Origin of the sequence: Nereida sp. NH-UV-3, assembly GCF_042939535.1 — a bacterium.
GTDB classification, from domain to species: Bacteria; Pseudomonadota; Alphaproteobacteria; order Rhodobacterales; family Rhodobacteraceae; genus Nereida; species Nereida ignava.
In genome coordinates this window covers 806,197-825,615 of record NZ_CP132157.1, presented here as the reverse complement: position 1 = coordinate 825,615, position 19,419 = coordinate 806,197, and the positions used below count along the sequence as shown (strand labels likewise).

Genomic DNA, 19,419 nt, shown 5'->3' with positions numbered 1-19,419 from the left:
ATCAAATGTTACCGTAGGGGCGACTATGTCAGTCATTGGATACAAACGTGTTTCAAGCGAAGGTCAGAACTTAGACCGTCAAGACCTTGGTGAAGTAGATAAGGTCTTTGAGGAGAAGCTGTCGGGTAAGTCAGCCAAAGATAGACCAGCACTACAAGCTATGATCGACTACGCTCGTGAGGGTGATGCTGTTGTGGTGTGCTCTATCGACAGGTTGGCTAGGGACTTAAGAGACCTACAGGACATCATCAGTACTCTGAACGACAAAGGGGTATCTATCAGCTTCCTCTCTGAACGACTGACGTTCTCTGCTGAGGCAGATGATGCATTTGCCAAACTACAGTTGCAGATGATGGGGGCTTTCGCTGAGTTTGAACGGAACATCATCAAGAAGCGACAAGCTGAGGGGATTGCCAAGGCGAAGGCTAAAGGTGTCTACAAGGGAACCAAGAAGCGGATTGATAGGGTGAAGGTGCATCAGTTGAAGGCTGAGGGGTGCAGTACCTACAAGATTGCTGAGCAGATGGGCATCAGCCGTATGTCAGTTCACAGGATACTGAACACAGAGGTTATGTGAGTAGAGGCGTTGAGATATTCACGGAGAGGCGAAAACTTTTGGGCGGTCAGTGTTCATTTGGGCCGCTAGGGATGCCTCAGATTTCAATAAAGGTGCAAAATATATTATCTTAATCAGCTAACTTGAAAATATTCTGAACATTCATCAAAGTATGGGTTAACACGAACAACTTGGGTGTAACTGTTGCTCATAAGAATTTTAGTGAACTCGTCTCTGTCAGTAGTTTTGCTGGCTTTGTGCCTGATGTTTTCATGGAAAGCGCTTTCACAGACAAATTTTCTGTTTAAGCATCTGTATGAATACAATGGAATTGCTGAACAGATTGCCCAATACGGCCCTCAAAATCGTAACCGAACTGGATTTGAAACCACAACAAAAGAGGAAAGGGCAATCGTATTTGGTGAAATAGTTAAATCCGTTAATAATGATGGGTTAGGCTTAGAAAAAAATTACATATCGCTCCCCTAATGGTGAGGTAATTGATACGTTTCTAACTCAGCCTGAAATAGATCACTTAAATGATGTAGCTCGCTTGATTGCCTCCTTAAATAAGGCATCAACGTATCTAACGGGGTTCATAGTCTTTATATTTGTACTCAGTTGGGTCTGTAAAACACGTAAAATTCTTGATATTTGGAGACCCTTCACCTTAGGGAAAACATTTTTCAGTATGACAGCGCTTTTATTGAGTGGTCTCGCTGCTGTATTCTTGATTGGCCCACAAAAGGTTTTCTACAGGATGCACGAATGGGTTTTCGCAGACATGGCCCAATGGCACTTCTATTTTCAAGACTCATTGATGACTACTATGTTAACAGAACCGCTGTTTGGCAGCATAGCTGTATTGCTTGTGATAACTGCATTTCTAGCATGGTTCTTTCTATCCATTTTGATCCAGAGAGTTTTGAGTTAACATTTCTTCGGGTAAATTGCAGTTATGCCTAAACAGAAAGAACGTAACTCAATGAAAGCAAGAGACCCCTATCTTTTGCGCAGTTGAATGCGCCTTGGTTGGTTTCCGTATATGAAGCCAAGGCAAGAATTTGGTTTGATCTTTCTTTGGCTAGGTGATCGCAACTTGATCCATGTAACGCCGAAGATGGTCTATACTATAACCCTTGCCGTAGCTTGACCCTATGCTTGAGATCAAAGACCAACCACCAAGCTGATCTATGGCTTCCAATGGAACCTCAGCAGCCCTGAGGCGGTCTCTGAACGTGTGTCTAAGGCTATGGGCCGTTAAGTTCCATCTCCTCTTAGTCCACTTGGCTAAGGCATTACTTGCGTGTGTGGCGTAGCAACCGTCTTCCTTAATGTACCTTGGAAACAGCCACTCATCATCTGAGTGCTCAAGTGCCATAGATAAGGCCAAACAAGCAGTAGGTGTAAGAGGTAGAGATCGCTCTGAACGCACAGTCTTTAGCCTTCGTTTTTCATTAGGACGGATGTGCAAAACACGATTATCAAGGTCAACATCCCCTACCTTCAACCCAACGACCTCCGCCAAACGACAGCCAGTCTCACCAAGGATAGGAAATAGAAGCTGTACGTTAGAAGATGATGACAGTGCTTGTTTGTAGCCGCCCAATAGCTGGTCAACTGTAAAAGACCCTCGTCTGTCTACATCTTTGCCCTCTTGCGGTATTACCACACGAGTCCAAGGGTTACGTCGTTCTATATCCAACTCAGCATATGAGTAGTTGAAGATTGCAGACAGGCTGTTCAGTTTACGCCTCACTGTGGCAGTCTTAACTTCTCTTTGTCGCATATAGCTCAAGAAGACTCTTACATCCTCTCGTGTGTAGTCAGTTATTTCCCTGTCACCTGCTACAGCTATGAGATGCTTGACGGCGATCTTTACGGGTTTTTCGGATATATCCCTGACAGATAGGTACTCCTGCATCATCTCAGACAGAAGAGTGGATTTTGGCATGAGGCTTCTGGCAGCAGCTTTATAGTCTAATTTACTACCAGTCCTAAGACTGCCCATGATAAGTGGAGTTAACCTTCTTACCACCTTCTCAACATCATCAACAGAAATGTAGTTTGGCTTACAATCGCTGACGTCACAAATCTTGAAACGAATTGTAGAAATACCGTAGTCGACTACAAACTGTTTAGGTACTCTGAGGTTATAATAGTATGATCCATTACGTATGATTGTGTTTGCTATTGTGTGCATTTGTGAGCCTCTCAAAGCGTTAAAACTTTGAGACAACCATTAACTATCAATAACTTAGCATCTAAACCAATGGTGCTGGCCGCAGGTACCAGGTGTCGGGGCGAGGGGGCACCATCAGATCACAAAACACGACGGTGCGCCTCAACACGCATGATTAGGTGTTAGTCACGTGTGCCAGCAAAACGCTCTGACCATTCTGTGACCTGATCATCAGTAATTTTTGCGAACAACACATCAGGTACATTGAATCCATGACCTTCAGGCAGCGCGGTTAGGGCCGTGCGGATGTCTGTGGGCCACGCCATATCAAGGGTGTTCATATCTGCGCATACCCGCGCTGCGGCCGTTGGGATGAACGGCGCTGACAGTACTGCGTAAATTCGGATCAGGTTCAGGGCCAGTCGAATTTGTGCCGCAGCTTGATCGGGGTCCGTTTTGAACGTGGACCACGGTGCCACATCCTGCAGATACTCATTGCCTGCCGCCCACATTGCCCGCAATTCGGCTGCGGATTTGCGGACTTCCATGGCTTCCATATGTGCTTCGTAGGCGCGCAAACGGCTTTCCAATTCCTGGATCAGCGCCTCTTCACGCTCGCCCCATGCACCACCTGCCGGGATGGCTGGTTCGAATTTCGAGTTACAGAATTTGGTGACGCGGCTTATGAAATTCCCCAACACATCTGCGAGGTCCTTGTTCACGCCCCCTTGGAAACCGTCCCATGTAAATTCGGCATCGCTGCTTTCAGGGCAGTTGCTCAGGAGCCACCAGCGCCAGTAATCGGCGGGCAAAATTTCAAGTGCTTGGTCCATAAACACACCGCGTCCACGCGATGTTGAGAATTGTCCGCCGTCGTAGTTGAGATAGTTGAAAGACTTGATGTAATCCACAAGCTTCCACGGCTCATTCGAGCCCATGATTGTGGCTGGGAAGCTTAGGGTGTGGAAAGGTACGTTATCTTTGCCCATGAATTGCGTGTAGCGCACATCGTCGGCGCCTTTGTCAGTGCGCCACCAGCGTTCCCAATCGCTGCCTTTGCCGGCTTCAACCCACTCGCCTGCGCAGGCGATGTATTCGATGGGGGCGTCAAACCAGACGTAGAAAACCTTGCCCTCCATACCGGGCCACGGGCCGTCGGCGCGCATCACTGGCACGCCCCAATCCAGATCACGGGTGATGCCGCGGTCTTGCAAACCATCCCCGTCGTGCAGCCATTTTTTGGCGATCGATGTGGTAAGAACGGGCCAGTCGGCTTTCTGGTTGATCCAGTTATCCAACGTGTCGCACATCTTGGATTGCTTCAAAAACAAGTGCCGCGTCTCGCGGACCTCAAGGTCAGTGCTGCCTGAAATGGTTGAGCGGGCGTCGATCAAGTCTGTTGGGTCAAGTTGCTTGGTGCAATTGTCACATTGATCGCCGCGTGCGCTGTCAAAGCCGCAGTTAGGGCAGGTGCCTTCTACATAGCGGTCAGGCAGGAACCGGCCGTCCGCTTTTGAATAAACCTGCTCTGTCACGATTTCTTCGATCAAGCCCTCCTCAGACAAGCGCTGCGCAAAGTGCTGGGTCAACGCGTGGTTTTGCGGGCTGGACGAGCGCCCGAAATGATCAAATGACAGCCCGAAACCTTCGGCGATCTTGGCCTGTACTTCCCACATATCGGCGCAATATTCAGCAACGGGCTTGCCAGCTTTTGCAGCCGCCAGTTCCGCGGGCGTGCCGTGTTCATCTGTGGCACATAAAAACAGCACTTCTGCGCCGCGTGCCCGTTGGTAGCGCGCAAACAAATCCGCTGGCAGCTGGCTTCCCACAAGGTTGCCTAAGTGCTTGATCCCATTGATGTATGGGATTGCTGAAGTAATCAGGTGACGTTTTGCTTGGCTGCTCATGTGGGGCGACATCCTACTGGAATACGAAAAATGTGGGCGTTGATCACTCCGTGTAACCGCCTTGGTTGGCTTGCGCAATTACTGAGGCGGTCTGTGGTGGCCCTTTCCCTTTTGGCATCCGCGCATTAGCAATACTGAAACGTTTGTCTGGCAGTTGGGTCAGGCGCCTGAATTTAAGGAGAAGCCGCAATGAAATACGTCACTCTTGGGCGCACCGATCTGTCCGTATCCGCCCTTTGTCTGGGGTCCATGACGTGGGGATCGCAAAACACGATTGAAGACGCCCACGAACAGATCAACACGTCCCTCGCGGCAGGCATCAACTTTGTAGACACAGCCGAGATGTATCCAGTCAATCCTGTGAAAGCCGAAACCGTAGGGCGTACCGAGCGTATTATTGGCCAATGGTTTGAACGTGTGGGCCAGCGCGCAAACATTATTTTGGCGACCAAACACTCTGGTGAGGGGCTCAAACACGTACGCGACGGCGCGCCGATTACGCCCAAGAGTATCCCGCAAGCCATCGAAGGTAGCCTGCGCCGTTTGAATACTGATTACATCGATCTGTATCAGTTCCACTGGCCGAACCGCGGCAGTTATATGTTCCGCCAAAACTGGAGCTATGATCCATCGGGGCAGAAACCTGATGAGGTGCGCCAGAATATGGCTGATTGCATGGGCGCACTCCAAGATGAGATCAAACGCGGCACCATTCGCCACTTTGGTCTTTCTAACGAATCTGCCTGGGGGATGTCCGAGTGGCTTAAGGCAGCGGACGCAACAGGCGGTCCGCGTCCTGTATCGCTGCAAAACGAATACTCTTTGATGTGCCGCCTTTATGATACCGATCTGGGCGAGTTGTCGTGCAATGAAGACATCACCTGCTTGCCGTTTTCTCCGCTGGCAGCGGGTCTTTTGACCGGCAAATATCAAGGGGGGGCGATCCCTGAGGGCAGCCGGATGGACCTGAATGGTGATTTGGGCGGGCGTAAATCAGCGAATGGTTTTGCCGCTGTTGATACCTATCTGAAAATTGCAAAGAAGTTCGGCCTTGATGCAACTCAAATGGCGCTCGCGTGGTCAATGCAGCGTCCTTTCAAGACGTCTTCGATTTTTGGTGCAACAACGATGGCGCAGTTGGAGAATTCTTTGAAAGCCGCGGATCTTGTTCTGTCGGATGAGGTGATGACGGCGCTTGATGTAGCGGGCCGTGCGCATCCACAGCCGTACTGATGCGCGTTAGGTGATTGGGTTGATTAATGGGCGGACAATGTTGTGGTCGTCGGTGTTGTCCATAAACATGGGGTAGGCGGGCCATACCTTGCGCGTCACAAATCTTTGCACCTCTGCCAAGACCACATCAGTGACAAATGGTAAATCCAGCTGCCGTGCCTCGGCCAGTGGGACCCAATGCAGATGCGATAACTCGTCTTGCGCGCGATCAAAGCAATCTGGGTCAGTGCGCAAGGCATCTGCATTCGCTACAAAAAAACGCGCATCGAAACGCCTTGGGCGACCTTGCGGTGTGATCGCCCGAAATATGAAGCGCAAATCGGTGCCGTTGGGTACGTGACCGGTCTGCGCATAGCTTGCCCATCCCTCGGGGACGTGATCGGTTGGCCAAGTTCCAGCGCTTCCTAAAATCTGACCAGTTTCCTCCCAAAGCTCACGGATTGCTGCTGCGGCTAACGCGGGGGTGGGCACGTCACTCGCATCACGCGCGCCGGCTATCTGTCCTTGCTGCGCTACTTCTATATCGTAGTCATTCTTATCAACCGCACCACCTGGGAAGACAAATTTAGAGGGCATGAAAGCTGCCGCTGCACCCCGTTGGCCCATCAATACTGCTGGGCCGCCATCTGTTTGCCGCAGCAAAATAATGCTTGCCGCGTCTTTGATTGGTGTGTTGCAGGGGCTGCCGCTCATGACATGTGCACGTTAGTCGTGTGAGAAACCATGCATGCGCTTGGCCCACTGTAGGCCGACAATTGCCCCTTTAAGGCGCGGCAACAGGTAAAGTGATAAAGCCACACACCCAACGGAAAGGCTTGTTGCCAAAATCAGGGGGTCCGGCTGCCAATGCGTAAACGCAATGTGCAAAAACGGCGCCATCACGTGGCCAACAATCAAAATGGTTAAATATGCAGGTCCGTCGTCGGCGCGGTGCCCGCTTAGGTCTTGCTGGCAATTCATACATGAGCTGTCGACAGTCAGATATCCTTTGAACATATGCCCGACGCCGCATTTCGGACAGCGGCGTTTCCAGCCTCTGATCATTGCTGGCTTCGCGGGGCGTTCGGCGACGTCGTAGGTATCTTTCATTGGGTCGGCCAATCATTCAACTGCTGAAGTCTGCTTTCTTACACGGCTGTCCGCTGTAGCGAAACAGCGCATTTCTAATCGCGTCCCCATGTCGCGGAAATTGGGCTTTGGAAAATAATTTCCGCATTTTGCGACGGAAACTTTGGGGTCTACCGTTTGATGAATATAACCGCCCCGAAATACTGATGGGGCACATTAGAGAAGAAAGAAGTAACAATGTCTCCCATTACCAAAATGAGCCTCGCCCTTGCCGCAGCACTGAGCCTGACAATTGGCATAGCCGAGGCACGCAAAGGCCCACCAGAGCCGGTGGCGTTTGAAGTGATTGATTTGGACAGTGACGGTCAAATTACGGCGCAAGAAATGAGTGAGCACCGCAGCACGCGCGCGGCTGATCGCATCACCAAGATGTTTGAACGGGCAGACGCCAATGAGGATGGTCTGTTGAGCGTTGAGGAAATGCAGGCTGTGGCGCCACACGCCAAGAAAGGGAAAATGCGCGGGTTTGGGCGCATGGATGCAGATGCGGATGGCGCGATAACCAAACAAGAATACGACACAGCTTTGGCAGCGCGAGCAGAGCATTCAAAGCAGGGTGGCAAGCACAAGGAAAACCGCGGCGAGTAACAAATGGCGCAGACGCGGTCTTGTTGCAGGCCCGCGTCTGCGTCACGGTGATATCAGATGACAGCGCTTCCGAAACATACGCCAGAGATCATGCATGAACATGATCCAAACGCTTCACTTCTCGCGGCTTATGTTGCGGGAGACGTCCATGCAGCGGCGGCTTTGACGCGGGCGGTAACGCCCATGATTTATGCGTTGGCTATGCGGATGCTGGGCGAGCAAGGTGCGGCGGAAGATGTGACACAAGACGCGATGTTGCGGTTGTGGCGCCACGCGCCCAAGTGGGAGTACGGTCGGGCTAAAATCTCAACGTGGCTCTACCGGGTGGCGTCTAATTTATGCACGGATCGGTTGCGCGCGCGGCGAGACTTTATACCTGCCGACGCGGTTGCTGAATTAGTGAGTGATGATCCATCCGCGGTAGATGCGCTGCAAGCGCGGGCGCGGGCAGCAGCACTTCGAGACGGCATTGCACAACTGCCTGAACGCCAAGCCCAAGCTGTGGCCCTAAGACACCTGAGTAATTTAACTAATCCAGAGATTGCCGAAATCATGGAGTGCAAAGTTGAAGCTGTGGAAAGTTTGATCGCCCGCGGGAAAAGACAATTGGCGGCCGTGTTGGCGCCTCAAAAGGACGCGTTAGGATTTACTGATGACTGATAAATTGAGATCTAAGCCCCTAGATGCCGTGCAGCTGGACAGCTTGTTTGAGGCTGCATCAGATGTGGAGATCGCACCGACAGAGGCTTTTTGGGCGCGACTGACTGAGGATGCGGTTGAGGTGCATGACGGCGCTTTGGTTGCTTCTTCCAAACAAAACGCCAAAGGCGCATCGCTCAAAAACACACTACAAAACCTGTGGCAGGAGATGGGTGGATGGCGTGCGCTGGGTGGCTTAACGGCAGTCTTGGCGATTGGCGTCATGATCGGGTTTAACCCACCGGATGTTGCCATGGCGTCACTGGAAGATCTTGGTTTAGTGGCCAGTGACGAGGTGTTGCTGGTCGGGCTTGAGGGCGATTGGTTTGGATTTGACGCGTTTGAAGGGGCAGAAGGATGACTGAGCAAATGAAAAAACGAGTGAGCCATAAATGGCGTGTTGCTTTTTTCGTATCTCTGGCTGGAAACATCGCAATTTTAGGGATCGTTGTTGGTACTGTTCTTGGTGGTGAGCGTGGCGCTCATGGGCGGCTTGATGGGGCAAAGTCTGCTGCGCGTATGGGGCCTGTGGGTCAGGTTGTGCGGGCATTGCCACGCGAGGATCGACGCGCGCTTGGGCAGGCCATGCGACAATTGCGCGATGATAACCGCGCCAGTTTTGGCACGCCGGCTGCGCAAATGGACGCATGGATAAGCGCTTTATCTGCGCAACCATTCGACGCTGCGCGGTTGAGTAAGTTGATTGCAATAGGGCGGGCGAGCCAAAATGCACGCGGTCAACTTGGCGGTGACTTGTTGATCGAGAAAATTACGGCGATGAGTGATGCAGAACGCGATGAATTGGTCGAAAATCTGCGTCGGGACCGTGAGCGCGGTTTTGGGGCCAAAAGTGGTTTAGGCCGCTGATCGCTGGACTGTGACTTTGTTGCGACCGCCTTGCTTTGATAAATACATCCCGCGATCCGCTTGGGCGATCAACATATGCACATCTGGCTCAGTCGCACTGAGGCCGCCCAAAACCATGCCAATGCTGACGCTGATTTTGAGAGGGGTGTGATCTGCGGCGCACTCGATGCGGGTGTCAAAAATAATCCGCCTTAGCCGGTTGGCCGCCGCGCGCCCCTCATCAAGGTCTGTGGCGGGCATTGCGACCAAAAACTCTTCACCACCGATGCGAGCAACCAGATCAATGGCGCGCAAATTGTCCCTTAGCCGATTTGCCACCTCGATAAGAACCGCATCGCCGACAGAATGCCCAAATGTATCGTTCACCAGTTTGAAGTGATCGAGGTCCAGCAGCATGAGGGTAAATGGTTTGTTCGTTGCCAGTGCTGTTTCTTGCATTCGTTCAAGGTGGGGAATGGCGTAGCGGCGATTATAAAGGCCGGTTAGTGGATCACTCACAGCCGCACGCAACCCATCGGCCACGCGGTTGCGCAGGTAGGCACCCGCTTGTGCGCGGCGACCTTGCCGGCCAAGGCGCAGGGCTAATTCTTCTTGGCTGCAGTTTTGGCTGACCACATCATCCGCACCCAGATCCAGCGCGAAGCTTACGATGGCATCTTGGTGCATCGGCAAAACCAGTACGATCGCCGCGTGACGTGTGCTGCTGCGGCTACGTAGGTCCGTAATGACCGAAAGATCGCAGCCTGCACCCAACTGTGGTGGCGTTACTAAAAAGATGTCAGAAGCCGCAACGCTTTCATGCTCAGAATCGAAATCATTCCACATAAATGTCTGCGTATTGAATTGGTTGCTACCTTTAAGCTGTTGTTTGGTATGGCATAAAGCCTGCGTATCAGGTGACAGAATAGTTAGGTTGATGCGGCGTTCAAAAGTGCTGATGGGTTCTGCAAACCCTAAAACGCGGTCCGTATCTTCGCGTAGGCGTGCTTCCTCGCGTGTGGTTCTTGCCCGCATGACGCGGCGGATGCGTGCCAACAGATGCTGATCGGCAACAGGACGGAAAAGGACATCTTCGGCGCCTGCGCGCAGAACATCTGTGACAATAGAACCATCGCCCTCGGCTGCTAGAATAAGTACCGGCACGCTGGCTAGCGCGTGGTCTGAATTGATATGCTGGCAAAGCTTTTGAGCGGTCATATCGCCGCAGTCAGGAGCACAGATCACCAGATCGGCACCCTGTTTGCGCAGAATGCGCAGAGCGTCGTGTCCATTCTCCGCAAGCATCACATCATAGTTTGCCCGCGCGAGCCGCACTTTCAGAACGATACGGTTTGTGGCAACTTGATCAATGATGAGAATGCGTTCAGTCATAGCGGGGCGATCACTAAGGTTAATACGGTTAACTCTTTGAACGCTAAAAACGTTAACAAACCATTATTTGTAGTAAACTTTTAAAGGATTGCTTCATGATTTCGCAAGACGCCGCCGAAACGCTAGGGCTTAAGGCTTTGGCATTCCTGATTGGCGATGAGGATTTACTGCCAGTCTTTATGGGGGCGAGCGGTGCTAGTGCGGATGATTTGCGAACCCGCGCATCGGAGCCTGAGTTCTTAGGTTCAGTTTTGGATTTTCTATTAATGGATGATGCGTGGGTCATCCGTTTTGGCGATGCAACGGATGTCAGGTATGATCAAGTAATGCAGGCGCGTGCAGCCTTGCCGGGCGGGGGGCAAGTGCATTGGACCTAAGCCATATTCGCGGAATTGTGTTTGATAAAGATGGAACTTTATTCGGTTTCAACGCAACCTGGACCGTCTGGGCCAAGACGTTTTTGACCGATCTTGCCAAAGGTGACTTACAAATTGCCACAGACTTGGGGCAGGCCATTGGCTATAATTTTGAAGCTGAAGCGTTTCTGCCGACCAGTGTTGCGATTGCAGGAACGCCAGAAGACATTGCCGACGCCCTGTTACCGCATGTGCCGGATCGATCAAAGAAAGACCTGATCTGGGTTATGAATGTGGCAGCAAGCGAAGCACCTCAGGCAGAGGTCACGCCTTTGGCTCCGTTTTTGTCTAAATTGCGCGATCGGGGCCTTATGTTGGGCGTGGCTACAAATGATGCTGAGATGCCGGCGCGCACGCATTTGCATTCAGCTAATATTGAAGGGCAATTTGCATTTATTGCGGGATCAGACAGCGGGTTTGGTGGAAAGCCGTCAGCGGGTCAACTGCAGGCGTTTTGTCAACAAGTGGGCCTGACGCCAGACGAGGTTTTGATGGTTGGTGATAGTTCTCATGACATTGCAGCGGGCCGCGCGCTTGGCTGTTTGACATGTGGTGTTTTGACCGGATTGGCGGCACGCAAAGATTTGGAGCAGATTGCTGATTTTGTATTGCCCGATATTTCGCATCTGCTTTTGGTATTGGAAAAGTGCATAGAGGCTGACCAGTGAATTTATTCATTGCTCCGTGTGGACTGTGCCTAGGGTGGCTCAGACCTTTTAAAGCCAGATGAACGGAAACTGGATTTTAGCTCTATAAATAAAGACAATTTGAAGTGTTGAGGGCGTGTTAACTTAGCCCATGCATAGCTGTAGCCAGCAGTCTGGAGGCGGTATGCACGGGTTAATAAATCGGTCAATTCAGTGTTTTATACGTAACGCGTACGGCGTGTCCGCATGGCAGGATGTTGTGCGTCATGCTAATCTGCCCGTGAGTGAATTCGAGGCAATGTTGCATTATGATGACGGGTTGACCGAGAAAATATTGACGGGCTGCGCGAAGGTGCTTGCCCGTGATGTTGAGGATGTCCTTGAAGACCTTGGAACTCATCTGGTTAGTCATCCCACGACTGAACCGCTGCGGCGCTTGCTTCGGTTTGGTGGGTTCGATTTTGTTGATTTTCTGCATTCGCTTGATGAGTTGCCTGATCGTGCGCGGCTTGCTGTTGCTGATCTGGAAATGCCGATGCTGAGTGTTCGGGACTGCGGAGCTGGCGCTTATACCTTGCAAATACGGGGCGCAATCCCGGGGTTCGGCGCAGTTTTTGTGGGTATCTTACGCGCTATGGCGGATGATTATGGTGCGTTGGCAGTGATTGAGAGGCGTGCATTGGGTGAACGGTTTGACGCACTTGATGTGCGCTTGCTTGACGCGGGCTTTGCCGATGGGCGCAGCTTTGATTTGGCGCGAGGGGCCTGACATGAATGTCGCGGTGTCCCCTTCGTTTGATGTTGTTTCAGTCAACTTGCTCCAGACGCTTTTACCTCTGCACATCGTGGTGTCGGATGACGGAGTAATTACCCAAGCAGGGGCTACGTTAAGCAAAATCTCAGGTGACGGCTCGTTAGTTGGTGAATTGTTCGACGATGTATTTGAGGTGATCAAACCGGCCAGTATGCAGGGTCGTCGCGCGCTGTTGGCTACAGTTGGATCTGCGGTTCATCTGCGTTTCAAAAAGCCACCCTACACGCGCCTTAAAGGCGTGGTTGCGGTTGACCACCGCGAAGGGCTCACGGTTTTGACGCTGTCATTTGGGATTGGCGTTGTGGATGCTGTCCAGCGGTTTGGTCTGACGAGCCGCGATTTTGCGCCGAATGATCCAACAATTGAGATGCTCTATGTTGTTGAGGCAAAGTCTGCCGCAATGAACGAGTCGCGCAAGCTAAACGACCGGTTGCAGCACGCTAAACTTTCAGCAGAACACGACGCGCAGACGGACCCGCTGACCGGGCTACATAACCGCCGTGCGCTTATTCAGGTTTTGGAAAGTGCCATTTCTGCTGCGCGGAAGTTTACTTTGATTCATATGGATCTTGACTACTTCAAAGCTGTTAATGACAGGCTCGGCCATGCGGCGGGTGACGCCGTGCTGTCAGCGGCAGCTGGTGTGATGCAGTCACATTTTCGCGGCTCAGACTGCATTGCGCGCACGGGCGGCGATGAGTTTGTCGCGGTCATGATGGATACGACAGATGGCAACGCAGTTAAGAAACTCTGTGAAAGATTAATCACTGCAATTGAGGTCCCAATTAAAGTTAATACCAACTCGGCCGCAATATCGGGGAGTATCGGGTTTACGTGTTCTGCCCAGTATAATGTGCCGCAGATTGGACGCATGATGAACGACGCGGATTACGCGCTTTATGCCTCAAAGCGTGCCGGACGGGGCAGGGTAACTCAGTTTGAGGGTCTGATTGACGGGGTTACAAAAAAGAACGGCGGCCTCCCTTAGGACCGCCGCATGTTGATCGTACTTAGTGCCTGAGTAACGCTATTCCCAACCAACTTTCGCAAATATTTTTTGCGCGGCGGGGATTTGTTTTGCAACTTTGCTAAGATCGACAGCGTCCGCTTTGAAATCACCAAGCTTTGCTACTGATGGTGCAAGGTCGGTGCCCTTAACGGCAGGGTATTCATCGTTGCCTGCGGAGAAATAGACCTGTGCTTGATCGCTAGCCAGATATTCCATGAACTTGACTGCGTTGTCTTTGTTTGGTGCATGTTTGGCGACGCCTGCACCAGATAAGTTCATATGTGCCCCGCGCCCGTCTTGGTTCGGAAATACCCAGCCAATGTTGTCGATGCTGTCAGAGACACCTTTCACATCACGGCGGATTGCGCGCGCAAAGTAGTATGTGTTGGAAACGGCAATCCCGCATTCACCGGAAACGACACCGCGAATTTGGTCAGTGTCACCGCCCTGTGGGTCACGCGCCATGTTGGCGACCACGCCTGTTGCCCATGAGGTGGCGGCTTCTGAGCCGTCGTTTTCGATGATCGAAGCGAGTAGCGTTTGATTATACGTGTTGGTCGAGGAGCGGATGCAAACGAGCCCTTTGTATTTGGGGTCCGCCAAATCAGCGTAGGTTTGCGGTGGGTTTTCTACACTTGCTTTGTCGTAAAAAAAGATGCGCCCGCGCTGTGAGAAGCCGAACCATGCGTTGTCACTGTCTTGGAGGTTGGCAGGGATTTTTGCTTCAAGCACGTCGCTATCGATGCTTTGCAAAATGTCTGCATTTTTGGCGCGCTCAAGCCGAGATGTATCAACAGTCAGCAGAATATCGGCCGGTGAGTTGGCGCCTTCGGCTTCCATGCGGGCGATCAACTCGTCTGCTTTACCCTCGATACGGTTGATTGTGATGCCGGTTTGGTCCTCGAAATCCGTATAGAGACGTTCGTCTGTATCATAGTGGCGTGAGGAGTAGAGGTTCAGTTCCCCATCTGCGAAAGCTGGAGCCGCCGTAAGGGCGGTAGCTGAAATAAGTACGGCGCGGAGCGCGAAAGCGGGCATTGGTCAGGGTCCTTTTATATCTGATTGTTTTTATCAGATACATCGGAAGACCGATTCAGCGCAAGTAAAAACTTATAAAAAAAGTCGGAAATAAAGCTGAGTACACAAAAACACCAACGAGCGCGGAAAACTACGCTGGTTTTTCTGGTATAATACTGTTTGGGGGAGAGGTTCCGCATGGCAGCCCGTAGGGGAATCGAACCCCTCTTTCCAGGTTGAAAACCTGGCGTCCTAACCGATAGACGAACGGGCCACTGTGCGTGAGGGGTGAATAGTGCAAACTGCTGGTGATGCGCAAGTGGCTTTTTACGAAAAAATCACAAAAATTTTTATGACTGTTTCTGCGCTATTGCGCGAGTGCTGCATCCTCAAGGCGCAGCTGTACAGAACGCCGTCCACCCCATGTGTTTAGCTCAAGCCTACCTGCCAAATGAAACCGTTTGCCGCCGTGTTCCAGCAGCGTTTTGCCCAAGTCTGTTTCCATCGCGCCAAAGCAAATCGCGTCAATCCGCTGGCCCATGCCGTCGCCAAAATTGATCTTGAGGTGTGTCTCGCCCACGCGCTTGGCAAATCCGATTGCGACATCGGGAAACGCAAAACGTGGTGCGCGGGCACCGGCGCCAAACGGCCCTGCATTTTCCAACTGTTCGATCAATTCAGCCGTTGCCGCGGCAGGCATCAACATGCCGTCAAGTTTTAGATCAGCAGGGCCCGCTGTGCCCGCACCTTGCTTTTCAAGTAGGTCAGACAATCGTTCCATCGCGGGCGCAAGCATATCTCGGGTAAGGCTAAGGCCCGCTGCCATTTTGTGACCGCCGCCTTTACTCAAAAGCCCCTCGGAAGCTAGTTTTTGAATGGACGCGCCAAGATCCACACCAGACACACTTCGGCCAGAGCCTTTGCCATCATCTCCGTCGAAACCAATCACGATCGCGGGCCTATTGTAGGTTTCCTTCAGGCGCGAGGCCACAATTCCCACGACGCCAGGATGCCAGTTGTCGCCAGCTGCCCAGATGAGCGGCGCAGAGGTATCACGGCTTTCGACCTGCTCAATCGCGGCGGCGCGGACCGCTGCCTCAATCTCGCGGCGTTCTGTGTTCAATACATCAAGACGCTCGGCCATTGCGGCGGCGTCATGTGGATTGTCGGTGGCCAAAAGGCGCGCGCCTAAGTCGGCTTGTCCAATGCGCCCGCCGGCATTCACCCGTGGCCCCATGACAAAGCCCAAATGATAGCTGCTTGGCGCTGTGTCGAGTTTTGCAACGTCAGACAGCGCAACCAAACCTGCCCGCGCGCGCTTGCCCATCACCGTAAGGCCTTGGCGGACTATCGCGCGGTTGACGCCAATCAAAGGCGCTACGTCTGCAACAGTTGCAAGGGCGACAAGATCAAGCATGGCCAACAGGTCAGGCGTTGCGCCACCTTCGGTGCGCGCTTGCCGGTTGGCCTCGACCAGCATCAAGAATACCACTGCCGCTGCGCATAAATGTGCAAGATCGCCAGTTTCATCCTGCCTGTTAGGATTAACGACTGCCAATGCGGGGGGCAGAGTTTCGCCGCCTAAGTGGTGATCAAGAACGATCACATCTGCTGCGGTCGCAGCCGCTAACGCCTCATGGGACAGGGTGCCGCAATCGACGCAGATAATTAGATCATGATCCGCTGCAAGGCTTGCCATAGCCGGTGCATTTGGGCCGTAGCCTTCGTCAATGCGGTCCGGAATATAAAGGGTCGCGCGAAGGCCGACCGAGCGTAAATAATCAAGAAGCAGAGCAGATGACGCGCCGCCATCCACATCGTAGTCCCCAAAAACCGCAATGCGTTCGCGGTTTTTGATGGCCTGCAAAAAGCGCTGCGCAGCCTTTTCCATGTCGCGCAAACTGCGCGGGTCTGGCAGCAAATCACGCAGTTGTGGGGCAAGGTAACTTTCTGCAGTTTCGGGTGTCACGCCTTGACGCACCAGAACATTGCATAACACGCCTGGCAGGCCGGTTTGCTGGGCCATAGCGGAGGCGTGCCTGTCGATGTCCGCGGTTGGGCCTACCCATTTGCGGACCGACAAAGATGCCTCGACCCCTAAAAAGCTTTTGGCTGTGTCACCGGTCCCCAGCATCACAACTTAAACAGGGTTGCGATATGTCATGCGCCGGACGGATCCGGTTTTGGAGCGCATGAGGATTGTCTCAGTGGTGATGTATCCAACTTCACGCTTGATGCCCGATACAATTGAGCCGTCGGTCACGCCAGTTGCTGCAAAAATCACGTCATCGGTGACCATCTCATCGCGGGTGTAGACGCGGTCAAGGTCAGTGATACCTGCTTTTGCAGCGCGCGCTTTCTCATCGGCGTTGCGGAAAAGCAGACGGCCATACATTTGACCGCCCATGCATTTCAGCGCAGATGCAGCAAGCACACCTTCTGGTGCACCGCCCGAGCCCATGTACATATCGATACCAGTCAACGCAGGTTCGGCGCAGTGCATCACACCTGCCACATCGCCGTCTGTGATCAGGCGAATTGCAGCACCTGTTGAGCGGATATCTTCAATGACTTGCTCATGACGGGGGCGTGCCAGAACGCACACCGTAATGTCGCGTGCATCGCCGCCTTTAGCAGCGGAGAGAGCTGCAACGCGTTCTTTTGTGGTCATATCAAGAGTAACCGTGTCCGTGGCGTAACCGGGGCCAATGGCTAGCTTATCCATATATGTGTCGGGCGCATGCAGCATCGAGCCGCGTGGCCCCATGGCGATAACAGTCAACGCGTTTGGCATATCATTGGCAGTCAAAGTGGTGCCTTCAAGCGGGTCCAGTGCGATGTCCACGCCGGGGCCTGTGCCGCTGCCGACTTCTTCACCAATATAAAGCATCGGGGCTTCGTCACGCTCACCTTCGCCGATCACAACAACACCCGCAATTTCGAGACGGTTGAGTTGTTCGCGCATTGCGTTCACAGCCGCTTGGTCTGCTGCCTTTTCGTCCCCACGCCCGATCCAATCGGCGCTTGCGATGGCTGCTTGTTCTGAAACGCGGGCCAAGCCCAGTGACAGCATACGGTCGTGAAAGTCTTTGGGTGCGGTCATGTTCGTGGCTTTCTTAGAGGAAGTATTCGTGTAGCGGGTTAGACGTTTTCGATGCGCAGGGCGACGGGTGCATCATCGACGACACCGGTTGTTCCAAACGCTGCAATTGCTTCATCAAGGGCGGCGCGGGTCGTATCATGGGTTACTATGATAACCGGTGCACTTGTGCCTTCGTGATCAATCTGGCGCATGCGATCGATGCTGATGCCATGATCACCTAAGACGGCGGCCACTTTGGCCAGCGCACCTGGTTTGTCTGTCAGATGCAGGCGCAAATAATATGGCGCTACAGTGCTTGCTTGGGCACGCGGCGCGCTTGTCAGCGTTTTTGCAGGTTGACCGAATGTGCTTATGCGAATGCCGCGGGCAATATCCATCACGTCTGACATAACCGCACTAGCGGTAGGGCCTTCGCCCGCACCCGGGCCGCGCAGCACGATTTGTTCAACGCTGTCGCCTTCCAGAACCACCATGTTGGTGCCGCCCTGAAGCTGGCCAAGCGGCGATGTTGCTGGGACCAAGCAAGGTGTCATCCGCTGGACCAAGCCGCGGTCAGACATCTGTGCGACCCCAAGCAATTTGATCTTGAAGCCCATCTCACCGGCGCGGGTAATGTCATCAAGGCTGACGCGTTGGATGCCTTCAAGCTCAACACCGTCAAAATCTACCTGCGTCCCAAATGCAATGGATGCCAGCAGGGCAAGCTTATGACCTGCATCGATGCCGCCCACGTCCAAGTTCGGATCTGCCTCGAGGTAGCCCAGTTTGTCAGCTTCGGCGAAAAGCGCCTCATACCCTTGGCCGGTGGCTTCCATTTGCGTCAGGATATAGTTGCATGTGCCGTTCATCACGCCCATCACGCGGCCCATTGCGTTGCCTGCAAGACCTTCGGTTAGTGATTTTACAACGGGAATACCGCCTGCGACTGCAGCTTCAAAACGGATAACACGGCCTGCGGTTTCTGCTGCTAAGGCAAGTGACTGTCCGTGAATAGCTAGAAGCGCCTTGTTGGCGGTGACAACGTCTTTGCCAGCCGCAATTGCGGCCTCGGTTGCATCTTTCGCGGGGCCTTCTGAGCCGCCCATGACTTCGACAAACACATCGACATCATCACGTTTTGCCAAAGCAACAGGATCGTCTTCCCACGCATAGCCATCAAGAGGCGCGCCGCGGTCTTTACCTTTTGAGCGTGCGGAAACAGCAGTAATTTGCACCGCTCGACCACTGCGAGCGGCAAGCAAATCCGCATGCTGTTGGATGATTTTCACAACACCAATGCCAACCGTTCCCAAGCCGGCAATTCCGAGACGAAGTGGGGGGAGGGTCGTTGTCATTATGAGATCTCCGCGCGCATCGCGAATGCGCTGATTAGTGAACATTTTCGTCCCTGTTATCGCAGGCGCAACTGGCTTGCAACGCGCCAAAGCAGACAGGAGCCGTGGTTTGCGCTAACGCAGTTTTGTCCGGTCGTTTGGGGCTTTGTTTTCGCTTAGTTGCTGGCGGTGCCGCCCGTAAGGCGGGACTGGTCATCCGGAGTAATTACTTCGCCGCTAAGCCGTGCTGCTTTGGCGCGCAGAGACGATGACCGCAGGGCAAGGTTGTCAACTGCGGCTTTACCGGTCTCATCGTCTGTTGCGGAGGCGATGAGACCTTCGAGAGAGATCAGCGCGGGGTAGGGGGCGGCTTGGGCGCGCGCCGAGACCGATTGTTCCAATTGCGGAATATCTGTGCAGCCTGCAATCATGCTTAGGGCGGCTGTTGCGAAGGCGAGTGTGGTGGTGCGAAACATGCGTCCGTTAGATCGAAAAACGCATACCTGTACAAGCGCGCCGCGTGGTTGCTGGAAAAAACAGCAGGGGTTACGGCGCGCTTGGATCGTTTA

Annotated in this window: 21 protein-coding genes and 1 tRNA gene; 11 read left to right on the top strand and 11 right to left on the bottom strand. The window is 52.9% G+C overall.

Annotated elements, in window-relative coordinates:
- Positions 1–25: 25 nt before the first annotated feature.
- On the top strand, positions 26–577 hold the full coding sequence (locus NeNHUV3_RS03995) for a recombinase family protein (protein WP_391482647.1): 552 nt from the start codon (positions 26–28) through the stop codon (positions 575–577).
- Between the two features lie 243 nt (positions 578–820).
- The gene (locus NeNHUV3_RS03990) at positions 821–1,045 is read left to right on the top strand and encodes a hypothetical protein (RefSeq protein WP_391482645.1); all 225 of its coding nucleotides are present in this window, start codon (positions 821–823) and stop codon (positions 1,043–1,045) included.
- A gap of 595 nt (positions 1,046–1,640) precedes the next feature.
- Here the strand turns inward: NeNHUV3_RS03990 and xerC are convergent.
- Both xerC and metG read right to left on the bottom strand, forming a co-directional pair.
- A complete protein-coding gene (xerC, locus tag NeNHUV3_RS03985) occupies positions 1,641–2,759 on the bottom strand; it encodes a tyrosine recombinase XerC (RefSeq protein ID WP_391482643.1) in 1,119 nt (372 codons plus the stop codon).
- 161 nt (positions 2,760–2,920) lie between these two features.
- Entirely contained in the window at positions 2,921–4,645 is a 1,725-nt protein-coding gene (gene metG, locus NeNHUV3_RS03980) for a methionine--tRNA ligase (RefSeq protein WP_391482642.1), read from the bottom strand.
- 189 nt (positions 4,646–4,834) lie between these two features.
- On the opposite strand from metG, the gene NeNHUV3_RS03975 reads away from it, so the two are divergent.
- Entirely contained in the window at positions 4,835–5,878 is a 1,044-nt protein-coding gene (locus NeNHUV3_RS03975) for an aldo/keto reductase (RefSeq protein ID WP_391482640.1), read from the top strand.
- Positions 5,879–5,884: 6 nt separating this feature from the next.
- On the opposite strand, the gene NeNHUV3_RS03970 is transcribed toward NeNHUV3_RS03975, so the two are convergent.
- Together NeNHUV3_RS03970 and NeNHUV3_RS03965 are read right to left on the bottom strand one after the other, a co-directional pair.
- The gene (locus NeNHUV3_RS03970; RefSeq protein ID WP_391482639.1) at positions 5,885–6,571 is read right to left on the bottom strand and encodes an NUDIX domain-containing protein; all 687 of its coding nucleotides are present in this window, start codon (positions 6,569–6,571) and stop codon (positions 5,885–5,887) included.
- Between the two features lie 12 nt (positions 6,572–6,583).
- The gene (locus NeNHUV3_RS03965) at positions 6,584–6,967 is read right to left on the bottom strand and encodes a DUF983 domain-containing protein (RefSeq protein WP_341245936.1); all 384 of its coding nucleotides are present in this window, start codon (positions 6,965–6,967) and stop codon (positions 6,584–6,586) included.
- A gap of 216 nt (positions 6,968–7,183) precedes the next feature.
- On the opposite strand from NeNHUV3_RS03965, the gene NeNHUV3_RS03960 reads away from it, so the two are divergent.
- From NeNHUV3_RS03960 to NeNHUV3_RS03945, 4 genes are read left to right on the top strand one after another with little or no spacing between them, the layout of a single operon-like run.
- Complete coding sequence (locus tag NeNHUV3_RS03960; RefSeq protein ID WP_391482637.1) at positions 7,184–7,594, top strand: hypothetical protein; 411 nt, start codon at positions 7,184–7,186, stop codon at positions 7,592–7,594.
- 57 nt (positions 7,595–7,651) lie between these two features.
- Positions 7,652–8,254 carry a sigma-70 family RNA polymerase sigma factor gene (locus NeNHUV3_RS03955; protein WP_391482636.1) on the top strand — a complete coding sequence of 201 codons (603 nt, stop codon included), beginning with the start codon at positions 7,652–7,654 and terminating at the stop codon, positions 8,252–8,254.
- Positions 8,247–8,654, top strand: coding sequence for a hypothetical protein (locus tag NeNHUV3_RS03950; RefSeq protein ID WP_391482635.1), 408 nt, complete (start codon positions 8,247–8,249; stop codon positions 8,652–8,654). The genes NeNHUV3_RS03955 and NeNHUV3_RS03950 overlap by 8 nt, the downstream gene beginning before the upstream one ends.
- Positions 8,651–9,160: a periplasmic heavy metal sensor gene (locus NeNHUV3_RS03945; protein ID WP_391482634.1), complete on the top strand. Its 510-nt coding sequence runs from the start codon at positions 8,651–8,653 to the stop codon at positions 9,158–9,160. The genes NeNHUV3_RS03950 and NeNHUV3_RS03945 overlap by 4 nt, the downstream gene beginning before the upstream one ends.
- On the opposite strand, the gene NeNHUV3_RS03940 is transcribed toward NeNHUV3_RS03945, so the two are convergent.
- Positions 9,149–10,531, bottom strand: coding sequence for a diguanylate cyclase (locus tag NeNHUV3_RS03940; protein ID WP_391482632.1), 1,383 nt, complete (start codon positions 10,529–10,531; stop codon positions 9,149–9,151). The genes NeNHUV3_RS03945 and NeNHUV3_RS03940 overlap by 12 nt on opposite strands.
- A gap of 95 nt (positions 10,532–10,626) precedes the next feature.
- Here NeNHUV3_RS03940 and NeNHUV3_RS03935 point away from each other — a divergent pair, with 95 nt between their 5' ends.
- The 4 genes from NeNHUV3_RS03935 (at position 10,627) to NeNHUV3_RS03920 (ending at position 13,396) form a co-directional block, all read left to right on the top strand.
- Positions 10,627–10,908 carry a DUF3572 domain-containing protein gene (locus NeNHUV3_RS03935; RefSeq protein WP_391482630.1) on the top strand — a complete coding sequence of 94 codons (282 nt, stop codon included), beginning with the start codon at positions 10,627–10,629 and terminating at the stop codon, positions 10,906–10,908.
- Between the two features lie 17 nt (positions 10,909–10,925).
- Positions 10,926–11,615 (top strand): HAD family hydrolase, encoded by a 690-nt coding sequence (locus NeNHUV3_RS03930; RefSeq protein WP_391482629.1) that lies wholly within the window; start codon positions 10,926–10,928, stop codon positions 11,613–11,615.
- Positions 11,616–11,745: 130 nt separating this feature from the next.
- Positions 11,746–12,363: a heme NO-binding domain-containing protein gene (locus tag NeNHUV3_RS03925; RefSeq protein ID WP_391482627.1), complete on the top strand. Its 618-nt coding sequence runs from the start codon at positions 11,746–11,748 to the stop codon at positions 12,361–12,363.
- On the top strand, positions 12,329–13,396 hold the full coding sequence (locus NeNHUV3_RS03920) for a diguanylate cyclase (protein ID WP_391482626.1): 1,068 nt from the start codon (positions 12,329–12,331) through the stop codon (positions 13,394–13,396). The genes NeNHUV3_RS03925 and NeNHUV3_RS03920 overlap by 35 nt, the downstream gene beginning before the upstream one ends.
- 39 nt (positions 13,397–13,435) lie before the next feature.
- Here the strand turns inward: NeNHUV3_RS03920 and NeNHUV3_RS03915 are convergent, their stop codons facing one another.
- The 6 genes from NeNHUV3_RS03915 to NeNHUV3_RS03890 all read right to left on the bottom strand — a co-directional run bounded on the left by NeNHUV3_RS03915 (position 13,436) and on the right by NeNHUV3_RS03890 (position 19,326).
- Positions 13,436–14,455 carry an extracellular solute-binding protein gene (locus NeNHUV3_RS03915; protein WP_391482624.1) on the bottom strand — a complete coding sequence of 340 codons (1,020 nt, stop codon included), beginning with the start codon at positions 14,453–14,455 and terminating at the stop codon, positions 13,436–13,438.
- Between the two features lie 178 nt (positions 14,456–14,633).
- Positions 14,634–14,708, bottom strand: a tRNA-Glu gene (locus NeNHUV3_RS03910).
- Positions 14,709–14,801: 93 nt separating this feature from the next.
- The gene (gene recJ, locus NeNHUV3_RS03905) at positions 14,802–16,568 is read right to left on the bottom strand and encodes a single-stranded-DNA-specific exonuclease RecJ (RefSeq protein ID WP_391482622.1); all 1,767 of its coding nucleotides are present in this window, start codon (positions 16,566–16,568) and stop codon (positions 14,802–14,804) included.
- Positions 16,569–16,574: 6 nt separating this feature from the next.
- A complete protein-coding gene (gene glpX / locus NeNHUV3_RS03900; RefSeq protein ID WP_048597794.1) occupies positions 16,575–17,537 on the bottom strand; it encodes a class II fructose-bisphosphatase in 963 nt (320 codons plus the stop codon).
- 38 nt (positions 17,538–17,575) lie between these two features.
- Positions 17,576–18,871 carry a homoserine dehydrogenase gene (locus NeNHUV3_RS03895; protein ID WP_391482620.1) on the bottom strand — a complete coding sequence of 432 codons (1,296 nt, stop codon included), beginning with the start codon at positions 18,869–18,871 and terminating at the stop codon, positions 17,576–17,578.
- A gap of 155 nt (positions 18,872–19,026) precedes the next feature.
- Positions 19,027–19,326, bottom strand: a complete 300-nt coding sequence (locus NeNHUV3_RS03890) for a hypothetical protein (RefSeq protein WP_391482618.1) — start codon at positions 19,324–19,326, stop codon at positions 19,027–19,029.
- Positions 19,327–19,419 lie beyond the last annotated feature (93 nt).